This is a genomic window from Mycobacterium rhizamassiliense, assembly GCF_900157375.1.
Lineage (GTDB): Bacteria > Actinomycetota > Actinomycetes > Mycobacteriales > Mycobacteriaceae > Mycobacterium > Mycobacterium rhizamassiliense.
Genome location: NZ_LT721901.1, coordinates 2,770,874 through 2,795,887, shown reverse-complemented (window position 1 = coordinate 2,795,887; position 25,014 = coordinate 2,770,874). Strand labels below are relative to the sequence as shown.

Below are 25,014 nucleotides of genomic sequence, written 5' to 3'. Positions count from 1 at the left end.
CCTCGTGTACGTCGCCCTCTTTGATGACGCCGTCACCGAGATGTGCCACCGCGACCGAGTCCTCGCCGAGGCGTTGTGCGACCATAGCAGCCCCGACCGCGTGCAACCCGTACGTCCCGAATGGGAATCGACATCGATGCGCAGCACTTCTTGGTGAACTCCAAACCGCCGTGCCACCTCCCCGCCAGGCGGCCCCGACATTGCCCGGCGGTATTCCACGCAGAATAAACACGCCGAGTTCGCGGTACTGCGGAAACAGCCAATGGGCCTCGCCCAGGCACGCCGTGGCGCCGATCTGGGCGGCGTCCTGACCGCGGTATGAGGGAAACAACGCTAGGTCGCCCAGTCGCTGCAGGTTGACGAATTCACCGTCGAGGTCGCGGGTGACGACGATCAACTCGTAGAGCCAGCACAGGGTCTCCACCGGCAGCTCCCGGTTGTACCGTGCTTCTGCCGTGGACTTTCCGTCCGGGCCGACGAGGATAACCCTCGAGGTCGATGGTCGTGGGCGTCAGGGGCAAACCGGCCTCCTTGATCACAAAGGCGAAGCACCCCGAGCGCTCACCATAGACTATAGCAATGAGACACTATCAATAACTTATGATCAATGCGACGCGGGCCCTTGATTGGTCAATCGAAGACCTTCGTGCAGCGCGGCATGTGGATCGAGGAGTTCGAACTGGGTGTTCTCTATCTGCACCGCCCCGGGCCCATCCTCACCGAGGCGGATAACGTGCTGTTCACCACGCTCACCATGAACACCTGTCGGAGCCGCAATGACTGCATGGCGATGATGGCCCACACGTACCAATCTCAATCCTGTCACTCGCCCAACCGGGGCAGCGCCTCGGCACCAAGGCGGCGCATTGAGGAGCCAAGGTTATACCGGCCCCACCGTGGTTGCCGCTGAGCATTGACATCCAAATAGTGATTAGTTGCCACCGTGCCCGGCGGGCCAAAAACCTCAAGGACCACCCGCTTCGGGCTAAACAGAGTGATGTGATTCGAGACGCGACTGCCAGCCGACGTGGTGTGATGAGCCGCCGAAGATACCGTACAGCCGATACACGCGCAGCCCCCGCGACCGCGACCTACGCCACGGCGACCAGCAGCATCCACCCTCATTTGACCAGCTACCAATCGAAATCCCATACACCCTTTTGCCTTTCGATAACCGGCGATACGATCGCTTCAGGCTAGGACATCCTTCCTGCGCTGAGAGCGGACCGGACAAGGCAAGACATGACGGAGTCCACGTCCGCCCATCGTCCATCGGTCGTTTACCGGGCGACCGGTCGGCAAATCGGTAGCCCAAACCGCCGCGTTACCCGGTAGGTCGGGTCAGGTTGGGGATGATGACGTCATCGACGAGTGCTTGCACGGTGCGACCGGTGGGGGGCCGGCCGGGCATGATCGACCTAAATATCAGGTAGCCGGGCAGCAAGTCCCAGAGTTCGTCGCTGATGGCGGCGCCGGCGATCTCACCGCGGTCGATGGCCTGCTGGAGGATGTGCTGGATCAAGGCTTTCCGCTGCTCGAGGAACTGGTGCTGCAATGCGTCGTTGAGCGCGGGGTTACGCGACACCTCGACAAGCACCGCGCGGATGGTGCTGGCGTGCGTGCGGGCCTGCTGGCACACCAGCTCCCCCAGTTTCAGCAAATCGCCCCGCAGTGTGCCGACATCAGGCGGAACCACGACCTGGCGGATCCCCTCGATGAACGCGGCCAACACCAATTCGGCCTTCGATGGCCAACGCCGATACACCGTGGCCTTGCTGGCCCGGGCCGCGGCCGCGACCGCGTCCACCGTCAACCCGTCACACCCGTGTTGCTGTAGCAGCCGCAAGGTCACCGCAAGCAACTCGGTCTCCCGCGGCGACCACGGTGAGAAGTCCGCGGCACGATCGGCGATACGGGTCACAGTGAAATCAGCACCGTCCTAGAGCACCCAATCCGCCGCTCAAGGTAAACGTTATGGCCAGCCTCATTTCGACACACCATCTCGCATTCTACTCCCCGATCCCGGAAGAGCTTGTACCGCAAGATCATTCAACGTCAATACATCACAGGACCAAACAGGGTGGCTACGCGGGTCTAGGGAGTCGCGATGCTGTCCGCCGCGGGGGTCGTCGAAGAGGATGGTGTCGTCCTTGGATGCAGCGGTTAGGGCATACGCTGGAGCACGCCCACCTGGTCGAGGTGCTCAGTTGCCATTGGCCTCCTTGCCGAAGATCGACGTGCAGTAGTAGTTCTCGCGGAAGAACAGTGCGTCTTCGTTGTCTGGTAGCGGCGGTAGTCCGTTGTCGGCCAGCAACTGGCTCAGCGAAGTGCGGACCGAACGCCAGCCGTGGCTGTCCAGATAGGTTGCGACGTCGTTGCGTTCGCCGTCATAGCGCAACTCGGTGGGGTCGAGGTCGAGTCCATGGTCGCGCCACCGCTGGGTATAGGTTCGCATCATCTCGGCTTGCGCAGCGCCATCCGGCGCGTTCATAAAGATCTCCGCCGCCAGCCGGCTGCCAACGGTACTGAGTGCGGTGATGTTGTCCAGCAAGCGGTCTTGAGCTTCAGGCGGCAGGAAGGCGAGCAGACCTTCGGCGAGCCAGGCGCTGGGCAGGCTGGCGTCGAAACCGGCCTGCACCAGCGCGGTCGGCCAATCGTGGCGCAGATCAATCGGAACCGCCCGCAAGTCAGCTGCCGGTTCGGCGCCCATGTCGGCCAGCGTGGTGATCTTGAACTCGATAACCTGCGGTTGATCAATCTCAAACACCGTCATGTTGGACGGCCACGACAGCCGGTAGCCACGTGCGTCCAAGCCGGAAGCCAAGATCACCGCCTGGCGGATGCCTGCACCAGCCGCATCGGAAAAGAACGCGTCGAAGTAGCGGGTGCGCGCCACCATCATGTCGGTCATACGCTGCAGGCCCCATGGGGCGTTGGGGAGATCAACCTCGGCGACGTCGAGCTCGCCAGTAGCCCACCGGGTGAAGAATTCGACGCCGACTGCGGCCACCAGCGGCTCGGCGAACCGGTCCTCGATAAGTGGATTCTCCGCATTGGTGGCACGAGCCCTGCCCGCGGCCACCATTGTCGCGGTGGCTCCCACACTAGATGCCAGATCCCAGGTGTCGTTGTCTGAACGCTTCATACTTTTGACCTTTCCACTGCCCTCGTCCATTCCCATTGCTGGCCGTCACGCCGGGCCCGGGTTCATCCATCCCCATTGCCCTCATCAGGTCGATGAAGTCCTGTCCGACCTCTGGTTGCGGCTCACCCAGTTTGGCGGCGAGCATCCTCATGAATGGAGAATGTGTACGAGCAGTGGTGCTTTCGGGAATGCGGCCCAAGCCGATCTGGCGGTCGGCTGCACGCATGCCGATAATCGCCATCCGCAAGGCGGCCAATACGTCGTACCAGTGCAGGTCTGCGAGCTTGGTCCCCGCGTACGTTTCGTACCAAGCGATCGTGGTGGCGCGGTCCGGAAGCCCGGCGAGACGGGGCACGCCCATTCCGAGGCTGAAAAGATCGTCGAAGAACAGCCACCAAGCGACGTCGACCTCGGGTGGGCCAAGAGCGGCCATCTCCCAATCTATTACGGCGCTTACCGTCAGGTCGTCGCGGAACAGCATGTTCGCCGACGTCGGATCACCCCACAGGACCCCAACCGGGGCCTCGGTGGGACACTCGCGCATGAGAAAATCGATAGCTGCGTCAGACACGGGGTGTTCCCGGTCGCCGCGCGCCCACCGATACCAATCGGTAACCATGTGCAGGTACTGGTCGAGTCCAGGGGCTCCGCGTGCGGGCTGGTTGAGGAAGTTGAATCCCTGGGTCCAATCAAGTTGGTGGATACGGGCAAGCACGTGCAGCCCATTACGCCAAACTGTTCCGCGCTGGTCTGTGGGCAGGTCCTTCAACCATCCCTGCACGTTGTAGTTGGGGACCTGGTGCACGACGCGACCTTCGCACTTGTGCATAACCAGGAACGGCGCACCGAGCACCGCCCCGTCCCGCTCGATACCGACCATGCGCGGCACGGGCACATCGGAGCATTCCGCGACGACGCGCATCATCTGGTAAGGCAGATCAAGGTCTGCATCGAGGAAAAAGTCGCTGCCCTGATTCTGTCGGCGGATGACCAATTCAAGCTCGGTTGGCGTGCCGCCTTGGACGCAGCTTGCTTTAGCGAAGAAAGTCTGCGCCGAATTGCCGGTACCGGCGAGGGTGAGTGCGGTGACACAGACGCCGGTTGCCGGTAACTTGTCCACCAGCCATGCCGCGAGGGCTTCGTACTTGTGGTCTGAAGTGATTTCGTTCACGATTTCGCGTAGACCTTCAGCAGCGGACCGAGCCGGTCGGTCGTCGTTCCGTGCAGCACAATCTCGTCGGCTCCCGCTGCGCGATACTCATGCAGTCGTGCGGCGACTTGTGCTGCCGACCCAATCGCCGCGCCCGTGGATATCCAGTCATCTGGAAGCAGAGAGACCGCTTCAAGTGAGCGAGCGCGCAACTGTTCGGGGGTACCGGCTTGTAGTTCAAGGTTCGCAAAGCGCGAATCTGCCAGTAGTTGGTGCACTGGCGATGGATCCCAGCAATTTGCGGTGATGATATGACGGGCCAGGTCCCGTAGGGTGAAGTAGGTTGCAGCGCGAGCACGCACGATGTTGGTGATCTGGTCGTCGCTGCAGTCAGGCGCGACGACGACCTCCGCGTAGATTTTAACCCTCTCCGGATCTCGTCCGGCTTCCTTGGCCGCATCGCGCACCATCGCAGCAGACCGGGCGACTCCGTCGGTCGTCAGAAAAGGATGCAGCACTGCACCGTCGAAGTGTGCGCCGGCCAGATGCAGAGAATTCGGCCCGATTGCCGCCAGGATCAGCGGAGGCGCCACGGCAGGAGTGTCAGCCAAACGTACTCGAGGATAGCGGCCGGCTGGGCCGTCATAGCTAACGGTTTCACCGCGCCAGAGCGCGCGAAAGATGTCGGCATAATCCTTGATCGCGGCACCGACCGGGGTGGGGACCCCGAGATCCCGCCACATGCCCGCTACGTTGCGCCCAAAGCCGAGTACTAGGCGGTTGTCCGACAACGCCTGCAAGGTCGATGCCATTCCGGCCAAAACGACGGGGTGCCGCGTACCGAAGTGCGTGACTCCAGCCACCAGCGTCACGCGTGACGTGTTTTGGGTGAGGGCGCCCAGGGTGGCGCCGATCTCTTTGGTTTCCCAGCGTTCAGAAACCCAGACACTGCCCAGGCCGATGCGCTCGCCGATCGCGGCTTGCTGTAGACCTGGCCGCACATCCGTAATCCGTCCTGGCAAAACGTAAGCACCCAGCTCCGGAATTACGTGCTTCGTGCGGCTACAGCGCATGTTCAAAGGAGTGTCGTGCGGCCGGTTGGGGCCATACTTTACGCCGTCGGTCATCGCCGGTCGTACCCTGCGGGCTCTGTCGTGTTCATCGCGGCGAGTTGTAACTATTACGTTCCGATGACGACGGGACTCTAACCAGCGAGGCTGTCGGCGGTACCGATTGGTGGTGTGGTCGGTGTCCGCAGGCGCCGCTGTTCGGCGAACTCTTGGTGCGGCGCCTCCGCTTCCTACAATGATGAACGCCCGACGCATTGAGGGGACTATGAGGGCGTAGAACCTGCGTCTGCATGCCCACCCGGTTCCACCTGGGACAGTACTTCGTGACGGTGTGATTGAGCCGGTGGGACTGCCAGTTTGGGACGCTGTGACGCATCCTTTGCTTCCCGCACCGCACGACGGTCGCACCCAAGGCGCCGAACACCGTCGTCTCGCTGCGCACCACGGTGATACTTTATTTTCATAAGCAAATTACGTCAAGCGTCGAAACCGACCGTCACCTGCCCGCATCATCGACTACCAGCTACCTGGACCACTACATACGACGAGGCTCACGCCGGGGATTCGGCAAGCAAGGGGTGCCGCGGTTACGGCTGCTGCTTGGGCCCTGTCAGGAAGTCCTACCAGGCTGGCCGGCGCGGCCGGACATCGCCGGGGCGACCAGCGTCGTAACCATCGCCAGTGCGGACCCGCGCGACGCGGCGGCTTGGATCATGCGGGGCATAATTCGTTGACCGACTTGGTGATCAACATACGACGCCTGGTATTGGTCTGCGGTCTGGAGTCGGCTTTGACATCGCCCATGATCTGCGCATAGGTGCGGCCCTGGGCGACCTTGTCGCAGATGCCGTGCCCATAGGCCAGTGCGTCGTCGGCATTGGCGAAGTTGTAGCCGGGTCGCACGTGACGTTGATCAGGTACGCCACCGCAACGGCGCGGGAATGGGGAGCACTCGCGACGGTGCCGGCGCACGTGAGCGCTGCGGGCGCACGTGAACGCTGCCGTGCCGGCATCAGGCTGGCCAATGACTTCGGTGTCTTCACGGCTTCACCACCTGACCTCCGCCCTTAGACCGGATCGAATCCGGAGATCAGCCAGCGATCCCCGATTTTGTCCAGCGTCACCCTGACGCTGGAGGCCGTATCGGTGGGTGCGTCGTTGCCGATGATCACGGTCTGATTGACGAAAACCAGCACCACGGCATGGTTTGCAGTCGTCGACACCGACGCCGCAGCGGGCACGCTAGCCGCCGCCGAGATCTGCTTTTGCTTGGCCCCGGGGATCACCACATCGCGGGTGAGCGACGTGTAGGCGTCCTTGAAACTCCCGGTCAGCCGGTCGCGGGCGCCGCCCAGGTCCTTGTCGACGGTGTCGGGCTTGTAGGACAGCAACGCCACCGTGCCGTCGGTTGCCGCGCGCACCGATTCGATACGCGCCTCCTGGGAATCACGCACCGAGGAGTCCAGCCACTTCAGGTAGCCCGCCGCCATCGCGAGCAGCAGCGCCAACGCGGGCAGCACCCCGTAGGCCACCACCCGACCCCACCGCGCACCGCGCAAAACCGCCGGACCTTCGGAGCTGCGGTCGTCGGAGTCGTCCTCGGAGTCCGCGATCGGCGCGGCTTCGGCTTCTCCTTCGATGATCTGCGCCTGGGTCACTGGTCGGGCATCGACCGCCGCGGCGTCCTCGGTGCCGGTCGCCGTGCCGTCGGTGATCTTCGTCTTGCTCATTGCACGAACTCAACGTTGGACACCGTGGCGCCGTCACCGACCTTTTGCACACTGATGCGCATGCGCCAACGCCGCGGCTGCTGCTCGGCGGCCCCGGCGGTGGAGGTCTTCACCGTCACGGCGACCAGCACTTGAGCTTGATTACTGTCGTCGGACTCCCAGCCGGCCTCGTGACGGTGCCCTGGGAATTCGACTGGGCCTGTTTGACCACTTCGCTGAACGCCGGTGAGTGTTTCTTGGAGTCGTCGCAGAACGTCCTGGTGGCCGAATCCAGGATCCGCTGCACATCGGGCTCCGCCTCGGTGTAGCTGGCGGTGGTCAAATTCAGCGCCCCCTGCCGGCCTACCTCCAGGAGGAGTTGGCGCTGCTGCTCGGCCCGATGTGATTGGTGGGCACGAAAACCGAGCCAACCGACGAGCCCGGCGAGAGATACGACGACCATTGTTCCGATAACTAACCCCATCCGAATGCCCGATCCGCGTGGCGTTTCGGGCTGCGCATCACCAAGTTCGGTGACCTCTTCGGGGAATGCGGCATTGTCTTTACCGGCGCCGTCTCTAGCGCGGCCTCGCGGAGGACAGGATCGCTGGGTTCTTTCAGTTTCCGGTGGGCGGCATCAGCATCGACTGCCATGTCTGCTCCTTCGGGGCATTGTGTGCCAGGTTGGCTTGCGTGTATAGGTGTCCATCCGGACCTAGGTAGGTTCCCGTGGCTGGGTCGTAAGTTAGGGCGGCTATTGGAGGTGGCGCTGGTCCCGGTGACGGTGTGCCCGGGGGTGCCGGTAGTTGCGGTATCCCCTGGCCTGACAGGGTTGCGTTCGGGTCGCCCTTCCAGTTCATACCGTCGTTGAGCGGTACGTATTGCTCATCGCTTTCACACATCTTCACTGTCGGGGCGCGCTTGCCCGGAACGGTTTCACAGGGCGTATTCCGCACGCCACGCACATCCCAGAGTGAGTCCTGCGGCACCCGGCAATACAGGTCGCCAGCCGGGCGAGGGGGGTAATCGACCTCGGTAGCCACCCGCCGCTGCTGGACCGGGAGGAAGCCCGTGGTGCATGGTGGCGGCAAGTTCAGGTTGAGACTGAAGTCGAGGTAGAACCCTCTGTATGGCTGCTTGGTGTCCAGGTTAGGAACAAGCGCTCCCGCCATCATGGCCGTTCCTTGGGGCAGCAGCACCAACAACTGCTCGATGTCGTTGCGGTAGGTGATCGCCACCTGATCGACGCTGACTAGGTTGGCGAGCACGATCGGTAGCGTAGGCTGCAACCGCTCGAATAGTCGTCGGGCCTCGTCGGCGGCCTGGGCGCCCTTTTCGAGCAGCCCCGCGACGGCCGAGTCCTGTGTCTGCAGCTCCCCGGTCACGGTAGCCAGATTCGCTGTCCATGCCCGGATCGAGCTGGACGTGTCGGCCTGTGAGTCCAGCACGGGTTGGGATTGGTCGATCAAATTGGTCAAGGGGTCCAGATTCTTCCTCGCGTCGATGGCAAGGGCCGTCGATCCCTTGATGATCCGGCGGATTTCCGGCCCGAGGCCGCCGACGGCGATATAGCTTTCGTCGATCACGGTTTTCAGGTTGTCGTGCGGGATGGCCGCCAACGCTGTGTTGGTGGCATCTAGTAGCGAGTTGATGTCGACTGGCACCGACGTGCGGCTTCGCGGTATCACGTCGCCCTGACGCAGCGGCCGGGAGTTGCCGTCGCGCGGCAGCAGGGCGACGTATTGTTCGCCGACCGACGATTGGCTGTGCACTTGCGCGTCGAGATCCGACGGGATGTCGATCCCCGACTTAAGCGACAGCACGGCAGCGACGCCGGTGGAGGTCAGTCGCACATCTTGGACCCGGCCCACTTCGGTGCCGCGGTAGGTGACGTTGCCGCTTTTGTAGAGTCCACCTGACTCCGGGAGCTCGATGGTCACGGTGTAATGCCCGACCCCGGGTATCAAGTTCTCCGGCTTGATGTAGTCAAACACTGTGACCCAGCCAGCGACGATCGACACCAGCGTGAAGGCGCCCAGTTTTAACCAGATTTGCCTGCTCAACCTCATGTCAGGGCCCTTGATCCGCGCGATAGGGAAAGGTCAACGGGTTGCCGGCGGTGTAAGGGCTGGGCTGCTGGCCAATCGTGCGGCCCCACTGCATTTCCAATTCGGTCAGGTTGCCCTGCCACCGGGTACCGGTGAACAGGCCCGAGTCAAGCCGGCTTAGCGTCAAGTCGACCACCAGGGACAGGTTGCCGTACTCGCCGCGGAACCAGTTGGGGATCGTTTCCTTCACCCACGGGAAGGTTCCCAAGAAGCTCAGCGAACGGGTCAGGGCCGGACCGGCGTTGGCTAGCGACTGCAGTACTGGCGCGAGGTCCGTCAATTCCTGGACCAGTGCGTCCTTCGTCTGGTTGACCGAGTCGGCGGTCAACGCACTGAACTTGCCGAGCCGGTCGATCGCGTCGGCGAGCTTTTCCCGCTCATCACTGAGCACTGCCAAAGCTCCGGGGAGGGTGCTCAGCGAACGGTCAAGCACTGGTTTCTGTTCGGCAAGCTGACCGGCCAGCTTGTTTACGCTGTCGGTAGCATTAATGATGTCGTCAGTCTGCGCTTTGAGATGGCCGATGAACTCGTCAAGCTGTCGAAGCAGGCTTCTCAGATCGTTCTCGCGGCCGGCGAACGCCTCGCTCAGCGTTTTGGTGATGTCGTGAACCTGACCTAGCCCGCCACCGTTGAGCACCAGCGACAACGTCGCCAACGTCTGCTCAGTCGTGGGATAGCTGCTCCCGGCCGACAGCGGGATGAGCGAGCCGTTGTGCAGCCGCCCTTCGGGCGGGACACCCGTCGGCGGCGCCAATTCCACGTGCAGCGAGCCCAGCAGGCTTGTCTGGCCGATTTTGGCGGTGGCGTTCGCCGGCAGGTTGACGTTGCCGTCGATTCGCATCGTCAGCAGCGAATGCCAGCCCTCGCGCTCGATCTTGGTGACATTGCCGACCGTCACATCGCCCACTCGGACGCGGGAGTTCTGCTGGAGATTGGTGACGTCGGGCAGCTGCACTTTCACCTCAAAGGAGCCCGGCCCGCGGCCCGCAGTACCCGGCAGTGGTAACGAGTTCATCCCTCGCCAGCCGCAACCCGACACACCGATGCCGGCGACCGCCACCAGCACCGCCGCAATGATCTGCTGCCCCAAGCGTGAGCGCGCCATCATCGCCCCCCAGGCGGCACCATCATGCCCGACAGCCCCGCGGAGGGATTGGTTGTGACCGCCTCGGCAGGCCGCGGTGGCGTGGGGTTCGCCGCCGGTAGCTGATCTTGAGGTGCCGCTCCAGCTGGCGACGCATTCGGTGCTGGGGGCACGAAGTCCGGGCGCATCCAGTCTTCACTGTAAGTGACCTCGTTTGGCCGGGCCCGAGTGCCGACGAACAGGTTCTCGCCGAGCGGAGGGAAGTTGTATTGGCGGTTCTTCATAATCGGCGCCAGGTACTGCACACACAGCTTGGCCGACTGTTCGGCGTTTAGCCGCGACGCCGCCTGCACGGCACCACAGAGAAAGGAGATGGTGTTGGCGAAGTTGTTGACCATCAACGCCCCCGACAGGGCTCCCTGGGTGGGCCGCCAAATGTTGACGAGGTTTTGCAGCGCATTCGGAGCGACGTGCAGGGTTTGCTTGATGTCATCGAGGCTGTCGGTAACGGCCGTGGACAGCGACGCCAACTTGTCCGACGTGACACCCAGCGCATCCCGGTTTTCCGCCACAAAACCCTGGACATCACCGACGGCAGTATTGAGGTCCTGAACGGCCGCGCCCACCTTAATCGGGTCATTGGCCAGCAGTCCGGTCACATATGCCAGGTTGCGATTCAGCTGGCGCATCACTCCGGAACTGTTTTGCAGGGCCGCGACCACGGTCGCCAGATTCTTCACAGTGCTGAAGATGTCGGTGCTGTGATCACCAAGCACCGACAGTGCTTGCGACAACTCGATCACGGTGTCGCGGATGTTGGCGCCCTCACCGCGCAGGTTGTCGGCGGCGGTGTTGATGAACGAACCAAGCGGGGCGACGCCACCCGGTTGGGTAGGTCGCAGCGTCTGCACGAGCTTTTCGAGCTGGGCGCGAACGTCGTCCCATTCCACCGGGACGGCGGTACGCTCCTGCGGAATGACCGCGTCGTTTTTCATCGTGGGTCCGCCCGTGTACGCGGGTGTCAACTGGATGGCCCGCGAAGTCACCAGGGACGGGGACAAGATCACCGCCTTCGCGTCGGCGGGCACTTTGTACCTGCGGTCGTACCAGAACGTGATCTTGACGTGGCGGGGGTGCGGTTCGATCTTCTCGATCTTGCCCACCGGCAGACCCAGGATTCGCACCTCGTCACCGGCGAATATGCCGTTGCTGTTTTCGAAGTACCCGATGACGGTGGTCTTATCACCCCGGTCGGACTCACGCACAACCGTGACCAGCCCCGCAGTGAGTAACACCACCAACACGGCGGCCAACACACTACGGGCGTTTCGCGGGGCCATCACTGTCCTCCCTCCCCGCGAATCGGTGCGATCGGACCCGGCGGCGGCCCCGCAGGCACCAGCGCCGGCGGGCCCGGTGGCGGTCCGCCGGGCGGCGGTGCCGGAAGGGGCTGCCGATAGGGATAGCGCGGATCGCCGGGCTTACCCGTAATCGCATCGGGCAGTGTCAGATTGGGCTCGCCGCCCTGGCCTGTCCGCGGAAACGGCACCGGCAGCGCCGGCGTCCCGGGCTGGCCCACTGGCGGGTCAACGAGCTGTGAGGGGGGCAGCACGCTGGGATCAAGGCCAAGATCTGAGAACGCCGCATCCACGAAAGGTTGCACGAATTGCCCCGGCAGCAGATTAGCGATGTAGGCCTTGAAGAACGGCGCTCCCGACACCGCTTCACCCAGGGACATTGCATAGGCATTGAGCAACTGGATCGATTTCTGCACCCGCTCTTTTCGGTTGTCGACGATTGTCAGGACGCCGTTGAGCTTGTCCAACGCCGGCCGTAACTGGGCGCGGTTGTCGGCGACGAACCCAGACAGCTGCTTGGCCAGCGCAGAGACGTGGTAGGCGAAGGAGTTCAGTGCGTTGCTTTGGGTTTGCAGCTCCGCCATGAGCGCGTCGGTGTGCTTAATCAGACTGGCGAGCTGGTCGGCGCGGGCGGCCAGCACCGCCGTCACTTTGCTGGTGTTGGACAGCAGGTTGCGTAGCTGCGCGTCGCGCGCATCGATCGTCTGGGACAGCTGAGCGACGCCACGGACCGCGGTCTTCAACTCCGGCGGGGTGTCCTGAAACGCCTGCGCCAGCGTGGCCAGCGAGTCGGAAAGCTGGTCAGTGTTCAAACCGCTGATTGTGGTGCCCAGGTCACCGAGCGCATCAGGCAGCTGATAGGCCGGTGTCGTCCGTTCAAGAGGAATCGTGCCCGCTAGCAGGCCATCGCCGCGCGGCGTGACCTCAAAAACCTTGGTGCCCAGCACGCTTTTAGTCTTGACCGCAGCCTCGGTGCGGTCCCCGAGCCGGATGTCCTTAGCGACCGTAAACTTCACCAGCAGTCGCGGGCCGTCAAGCTCGATGGCCGACACCTGGCCCACCCGGCAGCCGAACACTTGCACGGCAGCCCCGGCCCTGAGGCCCCCGGCCTCGGCCAGGTAAGCCGAATATTCGTTGCCGCCGGAAAAAAACGGCAGTTTGTCGTACTGCGTTGCCGCCAGCACTGCGCCGGCGATCACCACGCAGCCGACGGCGCCGATGATCAGGGAATTGCGTTCAGCGAAGGACTTCATCTGGGTGTGCACCTTCCGGTGGCCTGGCCGGCCAGCTTGACGTACACCGGCTGGCCACCCTTGCCGTTCAGCTTGAGCAGCACTTCGCACAGGTAAAAGCCGAAGTAGTCGCCCGAGAGGCCCTGGCGACCCAGCTGCTGGTAGGCGTCTGGGAGGGTGTTGAGGAAGTCATCGACGTAGGCGTGATCGGCGACGACGATCCCGCTCGCCCGATCCGTCTGGCGGACGGTGTTTTGCAGCGCCGGCCGGGCCCGTTGGAGCAGGTCGGCGATCGACGCGGACGCCGCGTCGATCGAGGCCACCCCGTTGCTGATGTCGGTTTTTCGGTCAGCGAGCCCCTTCATCAGGTCCGATACGGAATCGATGGCCTTTGCGAACTGTCCGCTTTGATCGCCAAGCGACCCCAGCACGATGTTGAGGTTGGCAATCACTTGCCCGATGAGCTCGTCGCGGTCGGCCAGCGTGCTTGTCAGCACCGAAGTCTGCGCCAGAAATGAGCCGATCGTCGCTCCCTGGCCCTGGAACGCCGAAATCAACTGGCCGGTCAGCGCATTCACCTGTTCTGGATCCAGCGCCTGAAACAGCGGATGGAAACCGCCGATGAGCGCGTCGAGGTCCAGCGCCGGCGCCGTCCTGTCCAGCGGGATGGTGTCTCCCGGTTTCAGTTGTTTGACTCCGCCGGCACCCTCCTCGAGGGCCAGGGACCGGCCGCCGATCAGATTGTCATAGCGGATCACTGCTTTGGTGCCCTCGGTCAAAATCACCGACTCGTCGGCGGAGAACTCGACCACCGCGTACGCGCTTTGCTTAATGGAGACCTTTTTGACCTTGCCGACCTCGACGCCTGCGATGCGGACGAAGTCGCCGCTGTGCAAGCCGCCCACGTTGCTGAACTCTGCGTTGTAGGTCTTGACCTTTTCGAAGCGCAGCTGAGCAAAAACCGCGAACAGCGCGAACAGGCCCATCAGGCAGACCGCGACGAAGACGGCGAGCCGCCAAGCGGCGCCGGCGAAGTTGTCCCTCAAGGTTTCGTTCCCGAAATCTGAGGGGACGCAGATGGCGGTGCATCGGGCGGCGGCGCCCCAGGCGGTCGTGGATACAGCGGCGTCCCGTCCGGTGCGTACGGCGGCGCTCCATATGGCGGGGCACCCGGACTGGGAATCGGCCCGGGCGCCGGCCCCGGGATGCACTGCCGGATGCTCGGCGGTTCGGGGACGGCCCGGGTGACGGGGAAGTAGTCGGCCCAGCAAGGATGCCCGATACCGGGGTTGGGCCGGATGTCAAGTCCGGTGCCCCAGCCGGTGTTGGTTATCAGTTGACGGATCGGATAGGCCTTGCTGGCGTCTGGCAACGATCCGCAGCCCGGCTTGCCGCCGGGTCCTCCCTTGGCGGCAACGATGGGCAGGTTGTCGGGGTAGTTGTATAGGTCGTCGCCGAGCAGGAACGTGGCGTCGAGAACCCCTGAGAATCCGTTGCCGCCCATCACGTCGCGGCCCCCGTTGTCGATGAACCATTTGGCGCCGAGAAGCAAGCAGGTGTATTCGGGGTTGTATTTCATCAACAGGTTCGTGGTCGGCTCGAGCAGGTTGACCGCGCGGATGAAGTTGCTTTGGTTGGGTCCAATCAGATTGATGCCCGCGTCCGAAAAGCCGATCGTGTTCAGCAGCAGGGCGTCAAGGGCCGATGCCTGGCTGGTAATCGTCGAGCTGGTCGTGCTCAGTGCCGACAGCGTCGCGAGGATGTTTTGTGCGGCGGCGCCGTAAGCGTCGCTGAAACCGCGCAGCGACCGAAAGTCTTGCTGCACGGCGCTCATTCGCGGATTCAGCGTCATCAGCACCTGGTTGGCGTCGGTGGTGGCCTGCCCGATGGCGCTGCCCTCGCCGCGAAGCCCCTCGGCCAGGGCGCTCAACGTCGCGTTGAGTTTGGCGGGATCAATCTGCTTGAGTACGAAAACCAGGTTCTGGAAGACGGTGTTGATCTCGGTGCTGACGTTGCGCGACCGGAGCACTTCTCCGGCGGAGATGCGCGTAGCGCTGGGATGGTCGGGATAGATCAAATCGACATATTTGGAGCCGAATACGGTGGAGGCCCTGATCTGAGCTCCGATGTTTGCCGGGATGTTTTTGACCTGGTCAGGGTCTATCTCCAGCTGCAGGCTCACCGGTTCCGTCCCCCCGGTCACCGAGCCGACCTGACCTACCTGCACTCCGCGCAGCCGCACCTTGCTGCCGGGCTCCATCACCAGCCCCGAGCGGTCAGAGGTCAGCGTCACCGGGACGAACGATCGGAAGGTCCCGTTGAACAATGCGCATGCCAAGACGATCAACGCGATGATGACCGCGAAAAGGGTGGTCGTCCACCGCCCGAGGTGGCGGTCATCTGCTGGGTCTAGGGATTCCATGGCGCTACCCGAGCGAAGCGGTGAAACCGCCGCACCGCTCCTGCTTCATCGTTGAAACGACGAGGGTGAGCAAACCAGAATACGAGATCACCGCTATGCCCCCGAGAAGTGGAAGTTGCCGGTCCGTCCGTAAATGGCAAGCGACGCAAACAAAATCACAAGTACCACCGAAACCAGGGAGGTACGCACCGACCGACCAACGGCCTCCCCCACCCCGGCAGGCCCACCCGAAGCGGTGAATCCGTAATACGTATGCACCAGCATCACTACGAGGCCCATCAGGATCGCCTGCAAAAGCGACCAGATGATGTCGGTCCCCTGAAGGAACGTGCGGAAATAGTGGTCGTAGACACCGGTCGACTGGCCGTAGACAAATGTTGTGGCGAATCGGGCGGCCAGAAACGACATCCACAGCGCGATGCAGTACAACGGGATCACCACAATCACACCGGCGATGACCCGGGTGGAAGCCAGGTAGGCGATCGAGCGGATTCCCATGACCTCCAGCGCGTCGATCTCCTCATTGATCCGCATCGCACCCAACTGCGCAGTCGCGCCGGCGCCGATGGTGGCCGACAGGGCAATGACCGCGGTCAGCGGAGTGACAATTCGGCCATTCAGATACGCGGACACGAAACCGGTCAAAGCCTCCACACCGATTCCGCTGAGCGAACTGTATCCCTGGATCGCGACAAGCGAACCGGCCGACAGGGTCAGAAAGCCGACGATGCCAACCGTGCCACCGATAACCGCCAGCGCTCCAGCGCCCAAGCCCATCTGCGCGATCATGCGCAGCGTCTCTGCTTGGTACCCGGTGACGGCGTCCGAGACGGCGCGCAGCGTTCGGGCGTAGAAACGCGCCTGCGCGCCCATCCGCCGCCACCCGCTAACCCACCCATCCAGTTGCCGCATCACCCGCGGGAACCGCTGACTTGCAACGATGTGGATGCTCAAATCGTGACCTTCACGCCAACCGCGGTGACGATGACGTCGATGACGAAGAGCGACATGAAAGAGAAGACGACCGTTTCGTTCACCGCGTTGCCGACCGCAGCGGCGCCACCCCCGACCGAGATGCCCTTGTAACAGGCGATCAGGCTGGCGGTCAGACCGAAAAGCCCGGCCTTGATCAACGCGATCACCAGCTCCGGCGCACCGGTGAGCAGTGTCAGCCCCGCCGCGAAGGCCCCCGGTGTCACGTGTTGGACAAAGACCGAGAAGGCAAAGCCACCGATGAGGCCGGTCAGGATCACCACACCCGACAACAGCAACGAGACAAAGGTTGCAGCGAGCACCCGGGGCACCACCAGCGCCTGGACCGGGTTGATCCCGAGCACCCTCAGCGCGTCGAGTTCTTCGCGGATGGTGCGAGCACCGAGGTCGGCGCACATCGATGTCGCGCCGGCGCCGGCAACTACCAACACCGTCACGATCGGGCCGATCTGCGTGACCGTGCCAAGTGCGGCGCCGCTGCCGGAGAAATCGCCGGCGCCGAACTCAACGAGCAGGATGTTGAGCGTGAACACGGTGAGCACTGTGAACGGGATCGACAGCATCACCGTCGGCGCGAGCGACACCCTGGCTACAAACCAGCTCTGCAGGACAAGCTCGCGCCCAGCGAACGGTCGCCGCGGCATCTGCAGCAAAGTATCTAGCGCCAGCGCAAAAAAATCGCCTAGGGAGCGAAGGGGTCTGGCGACATTAGTCTGCAAGATCAACGCCGCCTTTTTCAGTGCGGTTCGCCTGGCGAGGCCGCATACAGCCGGGATTTTCGTCCCGGCCCAGTGCGCCAGTTGCCTCGCAGAACTCCCGCGTTGGGTCCGCCCATTGATGCTGGCCACTGCAAACGGCACGGGCCCAGCGTCGGCAGCGAGTGTCACCTGATGGGGCTGGACGGGTGGCAGTGCACGGGCATCCTGTTCGTGTTAATCGTTCGCTGGGGGGCAAACGCCCGGCCGCTGCCCATGGGCCGGGGACCGGAATGCGCGAATCAAACGGCGTCGACCCGACCGAGGTTGTCACACGGCCGGCCGTTTCGCCGTGCCGCGGCCACGCTCACGTCGCTGCCCCATCTCGCTGTCCTCCCTTGAAGTTGCTGGAACGCCGATAGATGGCCAATACAATCGGGCCACAAACGATGCCGCATAGCGGTGAGCTACGCCGCGGAGGGCCTTACCCCAGCCCCGTGGTCGATCGCGGCCGCGCTAATCCTCTGCAGCGTGCTAGAAGCGGGAGCATCGCAGTTTCGTGGAATGTCATCGAAGATACTTTAATTTTATAACAATAGTTAGGTCAAGGGTCCGCGTTGACTCGCGAAAAATGCGCGCGTAGTCCTCTTCGTTGCCTCAGCTGAGAATGCGCGCGTAGGGCGCGCCTTCCCGGCTCGTGAGCGCGGCCTCGGTAGGCCCAGTCGATGGGGTTAACGTTGGCCGAGCGCAAGGCTGTGACGAAGACGATCGCGACCCGCTACAAGCGGGCGGATCATGCCGGCATGGGCCAGATCCTCGACGAGTTGTGTAACTACCACCGGTTGACGTCGAACCATGCACGCAAAGCGCTCAAGGCGGCGCTGCCGTCACGCGGCCGAACGAGTCCCCCGACCGCACGACGTACGGACCGAAAGTTGTTGCGGCGCTGGTGTTCTGTTGGGCGATGCTCGGCATGACCGCAGGTAAGCGCCTGGCACCGATCCTGGGCGGGCTGGTGGCGGTGCTGCGCTTCCCGCGCACAGCGAAGTTGGGATTGCGCTTCTGGGCGAAGGCTCTGGTTTCTTCTTGAATTTCCGTACAAGAGGTCGACCGCCGACAGGCCGGGTGTCATTTGCCAGGATGATGGGACCACCTGTTTGGCCAGGGGGTAGGGACCACCTGTTTGGCTCAGTTGACACCACCCGGACAACCTCTGCCTAACCAGTTGCCGATAGTTTTGGTTCGATAATGTACACGCTCACGGTTATCCACCCCCGCATCCCGGAGGCAAGCTAATGCCGCTACGACCAGGTCGGCCGCAGTCGATCACCGAGCAGGTCGCCTTGGCGGCCAACCACGAAGGCCCCGACTTCGATACCACTGTCCTCGGCCTGACTCTGGCGATGTTTCGCACCGCGACGGCCTTCGAGCGTGCACACGCCATCGAGCTCCAGCCGCATGGACTCAACACCGTCCAGCTCAATATCTTGACCGTGCTGGACCGCGCACCCGAACCCGTGACTATGGGCGCACTGGGTCAGGCAGTGTCGGTTCGCCCAGCCAATCTCACCGGTGTCGTCGACGGGTTGGCCCGGCGCGGTTACGTCGAACGCATCTCCAACCCGAATGACCGTCGCTCGTTTCTCATTCAGATCGCCACGAAAGGGCGCGCCTTTCTGCGCAAATTCCTACCCCGTCACTGGGCATACTTACACAAGCTGATGGATGGCCTGACCCCCAAGCAGAAAGCTCAACTGGAATCCCTGCTCGAGCGTTTCCTTGAGTCGATCGAGCAGAACAGCCCGTCCACCACCGATGGTGCCGATTTGCTTCTGTTTCGCGGTCGGGCGCGCCCCAATCGACGTAAAGACCAGGTTGCGTGGTAGAGCTGGGATGGGTTGCTGTTTGCGGTAAGTCTGGGGTTAAAAGCCAAAGAGGGGTTTAGCGACAATGTCTGCAACGCAGCGATGTTCGATGTCAGCGTCGACGGTCGGCACCCCGTTCCTTAGCCAGTCGTCCGTTGGCTACGCTGCCGTCGGTGCGCGCGTCCGCCGGTCGACGTGGAGTTAGGTCCCCTCTGTGCAGGAGTCGAGCGTCCCCAACCCGAGCCCTTTGTGACCTGACTTTTATCAAACTAGTGCGTACGTAGGCCGTGGATCTTCGCGAGAGCTTTGGCTAGGTCGGCCGGTGGGGCCTCGGCGGCGGTCAGGGTGTGGTTGCCGGCTTGGATGGTGACGGTGCGGTAGCGCCGAGCAGATCGGATGAATTTCTTGATGCTCCAACCGGTTTGGTGCTCGATCCAGTGCGATACGGCCATGGCCGCGAACACCACGCTCAAGTGGGCTTCGATGGAGTCGCGGGTGCGGTGGTAGATCGGGCGGGCCTGCAGATCGTGCTTGGACATTCGGAAGGCCTTTTCGATGCGCCACAGCTGGTGGTAGGCATCGATGACGAACTGCGCAGGCTCGCTGGTGAGGTTGGTGGTATATCCCTTCCAGCCGGCCAAAGCCCTGGTCTTAGCCTCCAAGGTGCGATTGACCGATTTGGTCGCTCCCGAGAGCTGGATGTAGCGGTTGCGTTTGACCGGGGCATGCCCGTCCACGGCGCGCTCGGCCTTGGCCACTTGTTCGTCGATCCCGCGCAGCGTGCGTCGGGCCCGGTCGTGGCGGTACTGGTAATGGATGACCCGGTCTGGGATCCCGCGGGCCTTCTCCGCCGACGTCGATGGCCAGGGCTGGGTCAATACCAACCCATCGGGAACAGCTTCGTCAGGGTGTTTGTCGCGCCACTCGCGCACTACGCCAGGCAGATACGGGATGCGGGCACCGAGGATGAACGACAAACCCGCGGCTTGCAGGGCCACCTGGTTGGCTTCAGAAATCATCCCGGCATCGGCGACCACCGTGACGTCGGTGAGCTGATGCGCAGCCTTGAAGGCGTTGATGACCGGCACCATGGTGGCGGTCTCAGCCTTATTGCCCTCAAAGGCGGCCACCGTCAACGGGAACCCGGCCGCATCGGTCAACAAGCCCAGGGTGATCTGCGGGTCTAGCCGCCTCTCTTTCGAGAACCCGGGCTCACGGAACCCGTCGCCGGCGTCGGTCTCGAAGTGCAGTGTGGTGACGTCGTAGAGCACCAGGCTGGCCGGTCCCAACTGCGCATGGGTAGCACATGCAGCCGAAAGCACTTGCCGGAAAGCCGGTTTGGCGAATATCGGCAGGCGACGGTTGAGCGTCGGATATGACACGGGTGCCACGCCGGTTTCCTCGATGACCCGCAGGGAATCGGCCTTGCTCGTGGGCTCGATGATCCGTGCGAGCACCAGCTGACGGAACACTTCGTCGCCCTCAGCGGCCTGCTCGAAGCCCAGGATTTCATAGGTCGCGCACAGTGCGTCCCACAGCTGAGCGGCCTTCGAAGAGGTGATCGGCGGTCGACCACACGATCTGCACCGCCGTGGCCCCCGAGGACGTCTTCACGGTGCGCACGTAAGCCACCACCCGCACCCTACGAGCCCCCGCTAGTGCACAAATCCGCACCAGGCAAACGACAAACTCACAGGTCAGCGCACTAGCGGATCGCCAGACCCGCAACAGTGATAAAAGTCAGGGTAGAGCTGGGATGGGTTGCTGTTTGCGGTAAGTCTGGGGTTAAAAGCCAAAGAGGGGTTTAGCGACAATGTCTGCAACGCAGCGATGTTCGATGTCAGCGTCGACGGTCGGCACCCCGTTCCTTAGCCAGTCGTCCGTTGGCTACGCTGCCGTCGGTGCGCGCGTCCGCCGGTCGACGTGGAGTTAGGTCCCCTCTGTGCAGGAGTCGAGCGTCCCCAACCCGAGCCCTTTGTGACGTCTTTGAGCAGCGGCACCGTCCGGTAGGGCAATGGCGTGGTCAACGCCAACGTCGTTGTGGAGTGAACTACCCCTGGTATCAACAGGATCTGCTCAATGAGCTCCTGCAACTCGGCCTGTGTCTGCGTCGCGACGCGGACCAGGAAGTCTTCGCGACCGGTCGTGGCGTGGACCTCTAGCACGTGAGGCATGGCGGCGAGAGCCGCGACGATCGACGCGAGTTGACCTTGCTGGATTTCGAGGCCAATGAATGCCTGGGTAGATATCCCCGCCCGGGCCAGATCGAGTTCGGGTCGATAACCGGAGAGCAAACCGCCCTCTTCCATCCGCTTGAGCCGCGACTGCACGGTGTTGCGGGAGATCCCTAGCTTCGATGCCAGCTCCACCACGCCGGCGCGCGCATCGCTAGTAAGCATCTCGAGCAATTCGGCATCAAGTCGATCGATGCTGACCAATTCACTCACCCCGAAACGTGACGAATGCCACTGGCTGACCATTCTGGATAGTTACTAGAACATTAGTTGACCTGATTCGCTATCAGAGCCAAAGTTAATGGTACATCCGAGTCACCTACCGGGTGGTGACAACCGAACCATTGGACGGTGAAACGCCATGACGACAACCCAGGCCGTCGAGTCGGTGGTCATCGACTCGACCCTCGCTGCCCGGTATCGCCCGCGCTCCGGTCCCGTGTTACTTACCGGTGTCCAGGCCATAGCACGGCAGTTGGCAGAGCAACACGAACGCGATGCCCGCGCGGGTCGGCGGGTTGCCACTTTTGTCTCGGGTTACCAGGGCAGCCCACTAGCCGGGCTGGACCAATTGCTGGCGAGCCTGCCTGAACTGGCGTTGGAACACGACGTGCGCCTGGTCCCCGGTGTGAATGAAGAGCTCGCCGCCACATCGGTGTGGGGAAGCCAGCTCGAACTGCCCACCGGTACCCGCTCCTACGACGGCGTCGTGGGCGTCTGGTACGGCAAGGGCCCCGGCCTAGACCGTGCCAGCGATGCGCTGCGCCACGCTGCCATGTACGGCGCGAACCTGGGCGGCGGGGCGCTAGCCCTGGTCGGTGATGACCCGGCCGCGAAATCTTCCAGCGTCCCCGCATCGAGTGAGCGCTCGCTGGCGGCACTGTCCATGCCGATCTTCTTTCCTCGCAATGCCGAAGAGATCGTCGCATTCGGCCTCTACGGCGTCGCGTTGTCCCGCGCATCGGGATGCTGGCCCGCGCTGAAGATCGTGGCCGACGTGGCCGACGGTGTGTGGACTCTGGACAGAGATTTCACCGACTTCGACATCACGGTTCCATCGATCGAGTGGGAGGGCCGGCCCTGGTCGTATCGGCAGCGCATACCTGCCGCACCACCGGACAGTGTGCTGGCCGAGGCCGATCTATACGGCCCCCGATGGGCGATGGTCGAGGCCTTCAACGCCGCCAACGAGATCGACACCATCGAGGTGGATCCGGCTCATGCGTGGCTCGGAATCGTGGCCGTTGGCACGGCGTACGACTCAGTCCGCGAAGCCCTTTCCGCCCTTGACCTGACTGAAGACGTCCTCGCGCGCAACGGAATTCGGATCCTGCGTGTCGGCATGCCCTACCCGCTGGGCGCCGAGAAAGTACGCCGTCTGGCCCGTGGCGTGGAGCAGGTGCTCGTCGTCGAAGACAAGACCGCGTTCGTCGAACTCCAGGTCAAGGACATCCTGTATGGGCGCAGCGATGCACCGCAGGTTCTGGGTAAACGCGGCCCCGACGGACGCACCCTGATTCCGCCGAACGGGCAATTGAGTGCCGCCCGTTTGACCGGCCCGCTACGCACGCTTCTCGAGGGACGAGTGGCCCTGGCCGCTCCGCCACCGCCGAGCCTCGAGTTGACCGTGCTGCCCACCGAGCGCACCGCCTACTTTTGCTCGGGCTGTCCGCACAACCGCTCCACGGCTGTCCTGGAAGGCTCGTTGGCCGGCGGCGGTATCGGGTGTCACACCCTGGTGACGATGTCTTCGCGCACCGACTCCCAGGTCACCGGGCTCACTCAGATGGGCGGCGAGGGCGCGCAGTGGATCGGCCAGTCCCCTTTCACCGATATCGAGCATATCTTCCAAAATGTCGGCGACGGAACGTATTTCCACTCCGGCCAGCTGGCGGTGCAAGCCTGCGTGGCCGCGGGAGTCAATATCACCTACAAGATCCTGTACAACTCCGCGGTCGCGATGACCGGCGCACAAGAGGTCGAGGGTGGACTGACTGTGCCCGAGCTGACACACAAACTCGTCGCCGACGGTGTCACCAAGGTGATCGTTTGCGCCGATGAGCCCAAGCGGCACAAGGGGTCATTGTTCGCCAAAGGCGTTCTGGTCTGGGACCGTGATCGCCTCGACGAGGCGCAGCGACTCCTGCGGGACACCACGGGGGTCACCGCGCTGATCTACGACCAGCAGTGCGCGGCCGACGCCCGCCGCAAACGCAAGCGCGGCACGTTGCCCGAGCGCAGGACCCGCGTCGTGATCAACGAGGCGGTCTGCGAGGGCTGCGGCGACTGCGGCGTGAAAAGCAATTGCCTTTCGGTGCAACCGATCGAGACGGAGCTGGGGCGAAAAACGCAGATCGACCAGAGTACTTGCAACACGGACTACTCATGCCTGGACGGAAACTGCCCGTCGTTCGTCACAGTGGAACTTCCGCAATCACGCGCCGCAACGGCGCCACCGCAGGCTTTATCGCCGGCGACGGTCGGCGATCCGAAGCGAATCAACGTCACCGGTGTCTACAACATCTTTCTCGCCGGCATCGGCGGGACCGGGATTGTGACCGTCAACCAAGTGCTTGCGATGGCCGCTCTGCGCAACGGATTACACGTCGAAGGACTCGACCAGACCGGCCTAAGCCAGAAGGCGGGTCCGGTGACATCGCACCTGCGGCTGAGCAACGAAGCCGCCGCGTCGTCCAACCGCATCAGCCCGGCATCGGCCGACTGCGTTCTCGCGTTTGACCTTCTCACCGCCGTCGACGCAAACAATGTCGGCTACGGCAGCCCGGACCGCACGATCGCGGTCGCCTCGACCAGTCAGACCCCAACCGGCGACATGGTTTACAACAGTGCCCTAGACTATCCGGCCACCGACGCCCTGTTGTCCCGGCTCGATCTGCACACCCGTTCGCTGATTTCGTTCGACGCGCTCGGCGCCGCCGAGCGCCTGTTCGGCAGCACGACACCGGCCAACTTCCTGCTCGTCGGCGCTGCCTATCAGCTCGGCGCGATCCCCATTAGCGCCAAAGCGATCGAAGAGGCGATCGCCATCAATGGCGTCGCCGTGCAGGCCAATCAGACCGCGTTCCGGTGGGGACGCGTCGCGGTGGAGAGCCCCGAAGCCTTTCAGAGCGCCACCGCGCCGCCGGGACGGCCACCCCGTCGAAACGTCAAGACACCCAGCCACCTGCTCGACTCTTGCACGGTGCTGGGCACGACCCGCGACACACTGGCACGCCGCACCGCGGACCTTGTTGCCTACCAAGGCAATCGCACCGCGGCGCGGTTGGTCAACGTGGTAGAACAGGTGTGGGAACGGGAACGCGGCATCATCGATCGCACCGAACTCTCCGAGGCCGTGGTCACGTACTTCTTCAAGCTTCTCGCCTACAAGGACGAGTACGAGGTGGCGCGAATGCTCACCGACTCTGACTTCCGGCAATTCGTCCAACGTCAGGTCCCCGGCGGGGAAAAGCTCACCTACAAGCTGCATCCGCCGCTGCTCAAGGCACTCGGGCGCCGCAAGAAGATCAGCATGGGGCCCCGCACACACTTCACGTTGCGGCTGATGGCGAAGGGCAAGTCCCTCCGCGGCACGGTTCTCGACCCGTTTGGTCACACGCGCATACGGCGCCTGGAGCGTCGGCTCGCCGCGCATTACGAGTCCACCATCCTCGAACTCTTGTCGTCGCTTACCGCGGATTCCTACGACCGCGCAGTCGCGGTGGCCTCAGCACCCGACCTGGTTCGCGGCTACGAGGAAGTAAAGATGGAAAACGTCGGGCGCTACGTCACCCGGCTGACTCAACTGGGAGTCGATACCTCGGCGCTGTCACTGTGAAGCCGCCCGGGTAGTCGAGCTACCCAGAAACCCCGGCCGGGGCCTATCGGCGATAGTCCAGTGGCCACATAGCGCCGCGCCATCGAAGCCCTCAGCGCGGACCGGATCCTG

21 protein-coding genes and 3 pseudogenes are annotated in these 25,014 nt (G+C 63.2%); 4 read left to right on the top strand and 20 right to left on the bottom strand.

The annotated features are described in order from the left end of the window. Positions 1-4 precede the first annotated feature (4 nt). A pseudogene (locus MRAB57_RS29405) lies at positions 5-424 on the bottom strand (thiamine pyrophosphate-dependent enzyme); the annotation flags it as partial. Between the two features lie 183 nt (positions 425-607). On the opposite strand from MRAB57_RS29405, the pseudogene MRAB57_RS13780 reads away from it, so the two are divergent. Beyond that, positions 608-763: pseudogene (locus MRAB57_RS13780) on the top strand (MaoC family dehydratase); the annotation flags it as partial. A 59-nt stretch (positions 764-822) separates the two neighbouring features. On the opposite strand, the gene MRAB57_RS13775 reads toward MRAB57_RS13780, so the two are convergent. The 17 genes from MRAB57_RS13775 to MRAB57_RS13700 form a co-directional block, all read right to left on the bottom strand. Then, on the bottom strand, positions 823-1,125 hold the full coding sequence (locus MRAB57_RS13775; protein WP_077079494.1) for an MmpS family transport accessory protein: 303 nt from the start codon (positions 1,123-1,125) through the stop codon (positions 823-825). A gap of 199 nt (positions 1,126-1,324) precedes the next feature. Beyond that, complete coding sequence (locus MRAB57_RS13770) at positions 1,325-1,921, bottom strand: TetR/AcrR family transcriptional regulator (RefSeq protein WP_077079493.1); 597 nt, start codon at positions 1,919-1,921, stop codon at positions 1,325-1,327. A 282-nt stretch (positions 1,922-2,203) separates the two neighbouring features. Beyond that, complete coding sequence (locus MRAB57_RS13765; protein WP_077079492.1) at positions 2,204-3,145, bottom strand: class I SAM-dependent methyltransferase; 942 nt, start codon at positions 3,143-3,145, stop codon at positions 2,204-2,206. Further along, positions 3,105-4,316, bottom strand: coding sequence for a phosphotransferase family protein (locus MRAB57_RS13760; RefSeq protein WP_077079491.1), 1,212 nt, complete (start codon positions 4,314-4,316; stop codon positions 3,105-3,107). The genes MRAB57_RS13765 and MRAB57_RS13760 overlap by 41 nt, the downstream gene beginning before the upstream one ends. Then, positions 4,313-5,422: a TIGR03857 family LLM class F420-dependent oxidoreductase gene (locus MRAB57_RS13755; protein WP_245830317.1), complete on the bottom strand. Its 1,110-nt coding sequence runs from the start codon at positions 5,420-5,422 to the stop codon at positions 4,313-4,315. Before MRAB57_RS13755 ends, MRAB57_RS13760 begins: the two co-directional genes overlap by 4 nt. A 654-nt stretch (positions 5,423-6,076) precedes the next feature. Continuing rightward, on the bottom strand, positions 6,077-6,268 hold the full coding sequence (locus MRAB57_RS29625) for a DUF732 domain-containing protein (RefSeq protein ID WP_425436454.1): 192 nt from the start codon (positions 6,266-6,268) through the stop codon (positions 6,077-6,079). A 164-nt stretch (positions 6,269-6,432) separates the two neighbouring features. Beyond that, entirely contained in the window at positions 6,433-7,095 is a 663-nt protein-coding gene (locus MRAB57_RS13745; RefSeq protein WP_083743403.1) for a hypothetical protein, read from the bottom strand. Further along, positions 7,092-7,226 carry a hypothetical protein gene (locus tag MRAB57_RS29515; protein ID WP_342743211.1) on the bottom strand — a complete coding sequence of 45 codons (135 nt, stop codon included), beginning with the start codon at positions 7,224-7,226 and terminating at the stop codon, positions 7,092-7,094. The genes MRAB57_RS13745 and MRAB57_RS29515 overlap by 4 nt, the downstream gene beginning before the upstream one ends. Further along, positions 7,211-7,537, bottom strand: coding sequence for a tetratricopeptide repeat protein (locus MRAB57_RS13740; RefSeq protein ID WP_342743210.1), 327 nt, complete (start codon positions 7,535-7,537; stop codon positions 7,211-7,213). The genes MRAB57_RS29515 and MRAB57_RS13740 overlap by 16 nt, the downstream gene beginning before the upstream one ends. A 154-nt stretch (positions 7,538-7,691) precedes the next feature. Next, a complete protein-coding gene (locus tag MRAB57_RS13735; protein ID WP_077079490.1) occupies positions 7,692-9,143 on the bottom strand; it encodes an MCE family protein in 1,452 nt (483 codons plus the stop codon). Between the two features lies 1 nt (position 9,144). Continuing rightward, complete coding sequence (locus MRAB57_RS13730; RefSeq protein WP_077079489.1) at positions 9,145-10,287, bottom strand: virulence factor Mce family protein; 1,143 nt, start codon at positions 10,285-10,287, stop codon at positions 9,145-9,147. Further along, positions 10,287-11,606, bottom strand: coding sequence for an MCE family protein (locus MRAB57_RS13725; RefSeq protein WP_077087945.1), 1,320 nt, complete (start codon positions 11,604-11,606; stop codon positions 10,287-10,289). The genes MRAB57_RS13730 and MRAB57_RS13725 overlap by 1 nt, the downstream gene beginning before the upstream one ends. Further along, complete coding sequence (locus MRAB57_RS13720) at positions 11,606-12,877, bottom strand: MCE family protein (RefSeq protein ID WP_077082014.1); 1,272 nt, start codon at positions 12,875-12,877, stop codon at positions 11,606-11,608. The genes MRAB57_RS13725 and MRAB57_RS13720 overlap by 1 nt, the downstream gene beginning before the upstream one ends. Further along, positions 12,874-13,902, bottom strand: a complete 1,029-nt coding sequence (locus MRAB57_RS13715) for a virulence factor Mce family protein (RefSeq protein ID WP_077079487.1) — start codon at positions 13,900-13,902, stop codon at positions 12,874-12,876. The genes MRAB57_RS13720 and MRAB57_RS13715 overlap by 4 nt, the downstream gene beginning before the upstream one ends. Then, a complete protein-coding gene (locus tag MRAB57_RS13710; protein WP_077087944.1) occupies positions 13,899-15,278 on the bottom strand; it encodes an MCE family protein in 1,380 nt (459 codons plus the stop codon). The genes MRAB57_RS13715 and MRAB57_RS13710 overlap by 4 nt, the downstream gene beginning before the upstream one ends. A gap of 93 nt (positions 15,279-15,371) precedes the next feature. Continuing rightward, complete coding sequence (locus MRAB57_RS13705; protein WP_173814024.1) at positions 15,372-16,190, bottom strand: ABC transporter permease; 819 nt, start codon at positions 16,188-16,190, stop codon at positions 15,372-15,374. Between the two features lie 38 nt (positions 16,191-16,228). Then, positions 16,229-16,990: an MlaE family ABC transporter permease gene (locus MRAB57_RS13700; RefSeq protein ID WP_425436453.1), complete on the bottom strand. Its 762-nt coding sequence runs from the start codon at positions 16,988-16,990 to the stop codon at positions 16,229-16,231. A 940-nt stretch (positions 16,991-17,930) separates the two neighbouring features. Here MRAB57_RS13700 and MRAB57_RS29400 point away from each other — a divergent pair. After that, positions 17,931-18,056: a hypothetical protein gene (locus MRAB57_RS29400; RefSeq protein ID WP_281253325.1), complete on the top strand. Its 126-nt coding sequence runs from the start codon at positions 17,931-17,933 to the stop codon at positions 18,054-18,056. Positions 18,057-18,309: 253 nt separating this feature from the next. After that, positions 18,310-18,852 carry a MarR family winged helix-turn-helix transcriptional regulator gene (locus tag MRAB57_RS13695; RefSeq protein ID WP_245835914.1) on the top strand — a complete coding sequence of 181 codons (543 nt, stop codon included), beginning with the start codon at positions 18,310-18,312 and terminating at the stop codon, positions 18,850-18,852. Positions 18,853-19,100: 248 nt separating this feature from the next. On the opposite strand, the pseudogene MRAB57_RS13690 reads toward MRAB57_RS13695, so the two are convergent. Together MRAB57_RS13690 and MRAB57_RS13685 are read right to left on the bottom strand one after the other, a co-directional pair. Further along, positions 19,101-20,463, bottom strand: a pseudogene (locus MRAB57_RS13690) (IS1634 family transposase). A gap of 236 nt (positions 20,464-20,699) precedes the next feature. Next, positions 20,700-21,269: an Lrp/AsnC family transcriptional regulator gene (locus tag MRAB57_RS13685; RefSeq protein WP_083743615.1), complete on the bottom strand. Its 570-nt coding sequence runs from the start codon at positions 21,267-21,269 to the stop codon at positions 20,700-20,702. A gap of 157 nt (positions 21,270-21,426) precedes the next feature. Here MRAB57_RS13685 and MRAB57_RS13680 point away from each other — a divergent pair, with 157 nt between their 5' ends. Then, entirely contained in the window at positions 21,427-24,903 is a 3,477-nt protein-coding gene (locus MRAB57_RS13680) for an indolepyruvate ferredoxin oxidoreductase family protein (protein ID WP_077087942.1), read from the top strand. The last annotated feature ends 111 nt before the right edge of the window (positions 24,904-25,014 follow it).

Coding starts and splice junctions, on each gene's coding strand:
- MRAB57_RS13735 (WP_077079490.1), bottom strand. CDS start 9,143: ATGAGGTTGAGCAGGCAAATCTGGTTAAAACTGGGCGCCTTCACGCTG.
- MRAB57_RS13705 (WP_173814024.1), bottom strand. CDS start 16,190: ATGCGGCAACTGGATGGGTGGGTTAGCGGGTGGCGGCGGATGGGCGCG.
- MRAB57_RS13710 (WP_077087944.1), bottom strand. CDS start 15,278: ATGGAATCCCTAGACCCAGCAGATGACCGCCACCTCGGGCGGTGGACG.
- MRAB57_RS29400 (WP_281253325.1), top strand. CDS start 17,931: ATGCTCGGCATGACCGCAGGTAAGCGCCTGGCACCGATCCTGGGCGGG.
- MRAB57_RS13680 (WP_077087942.1), top strand. CDS start 21,427: ATGACGACAACCCAGGCCGTCGAGTCGGTGGTCATCGACTCGACCCTC.
- MRAB57_RS13775 (WP_077079494.1), bottom strand. CDS start 1,125: ATGAGGGTGGATGCTGCTGGTCGCCGTGGCGTAGGTCGCGGTCGCGGG.
- MRAB57_RS13755 (WP_245830317.1), bottom strand. CDS start 5,422: ATGACCGACGGCGTAAAGTATGGCCCCAACCGGCCGCACGACACTCCT.
- MRAB57_RS13740 (WP_342743210.1), bottom strand. CDS start 7,537: ATGGTCGTCGTATCTCTCGCCGGGCTCGTCGGTTGGCTCGGTTTTCGT.
- MRAB57_RS13765 (WP_077079492.1), bottom strand. CDS start 3,145: ATGAAGCGTTCAGACAACGACACCTGGGATCTGGCATCTAGTGTGGGA.
- MRAB57_RS13725 (WP_077087945.1), bottom strand. CDS start 11,606: ATGGCCCCGCGAAACGCCCGTAGTGTGTTGGCCGCCGTGTTGGTGGTG.
- MRAB57_RS13720 (WP_077082014.1), bottom strand. CDS start 12,877: ATGAAGTCCTTCGCTGAACGCAATTCCCTGATCATCGGCGCCGTCGGC.
- MRAB57_RS13745 (WP_083743403.1), bottom strand. CDS start 7,095: ATGAGCAAGACGAAGATCACCGACGGCACGGCGACCGGCACCGAGGAC.
- MRAB57_RS13730 (WP_077079489.1), bottom strand. CDS start 10,287: ATGGCGCGCTCACGCTTGGGGCAGCAGATCATTGCGGCGGTGCTGGTG.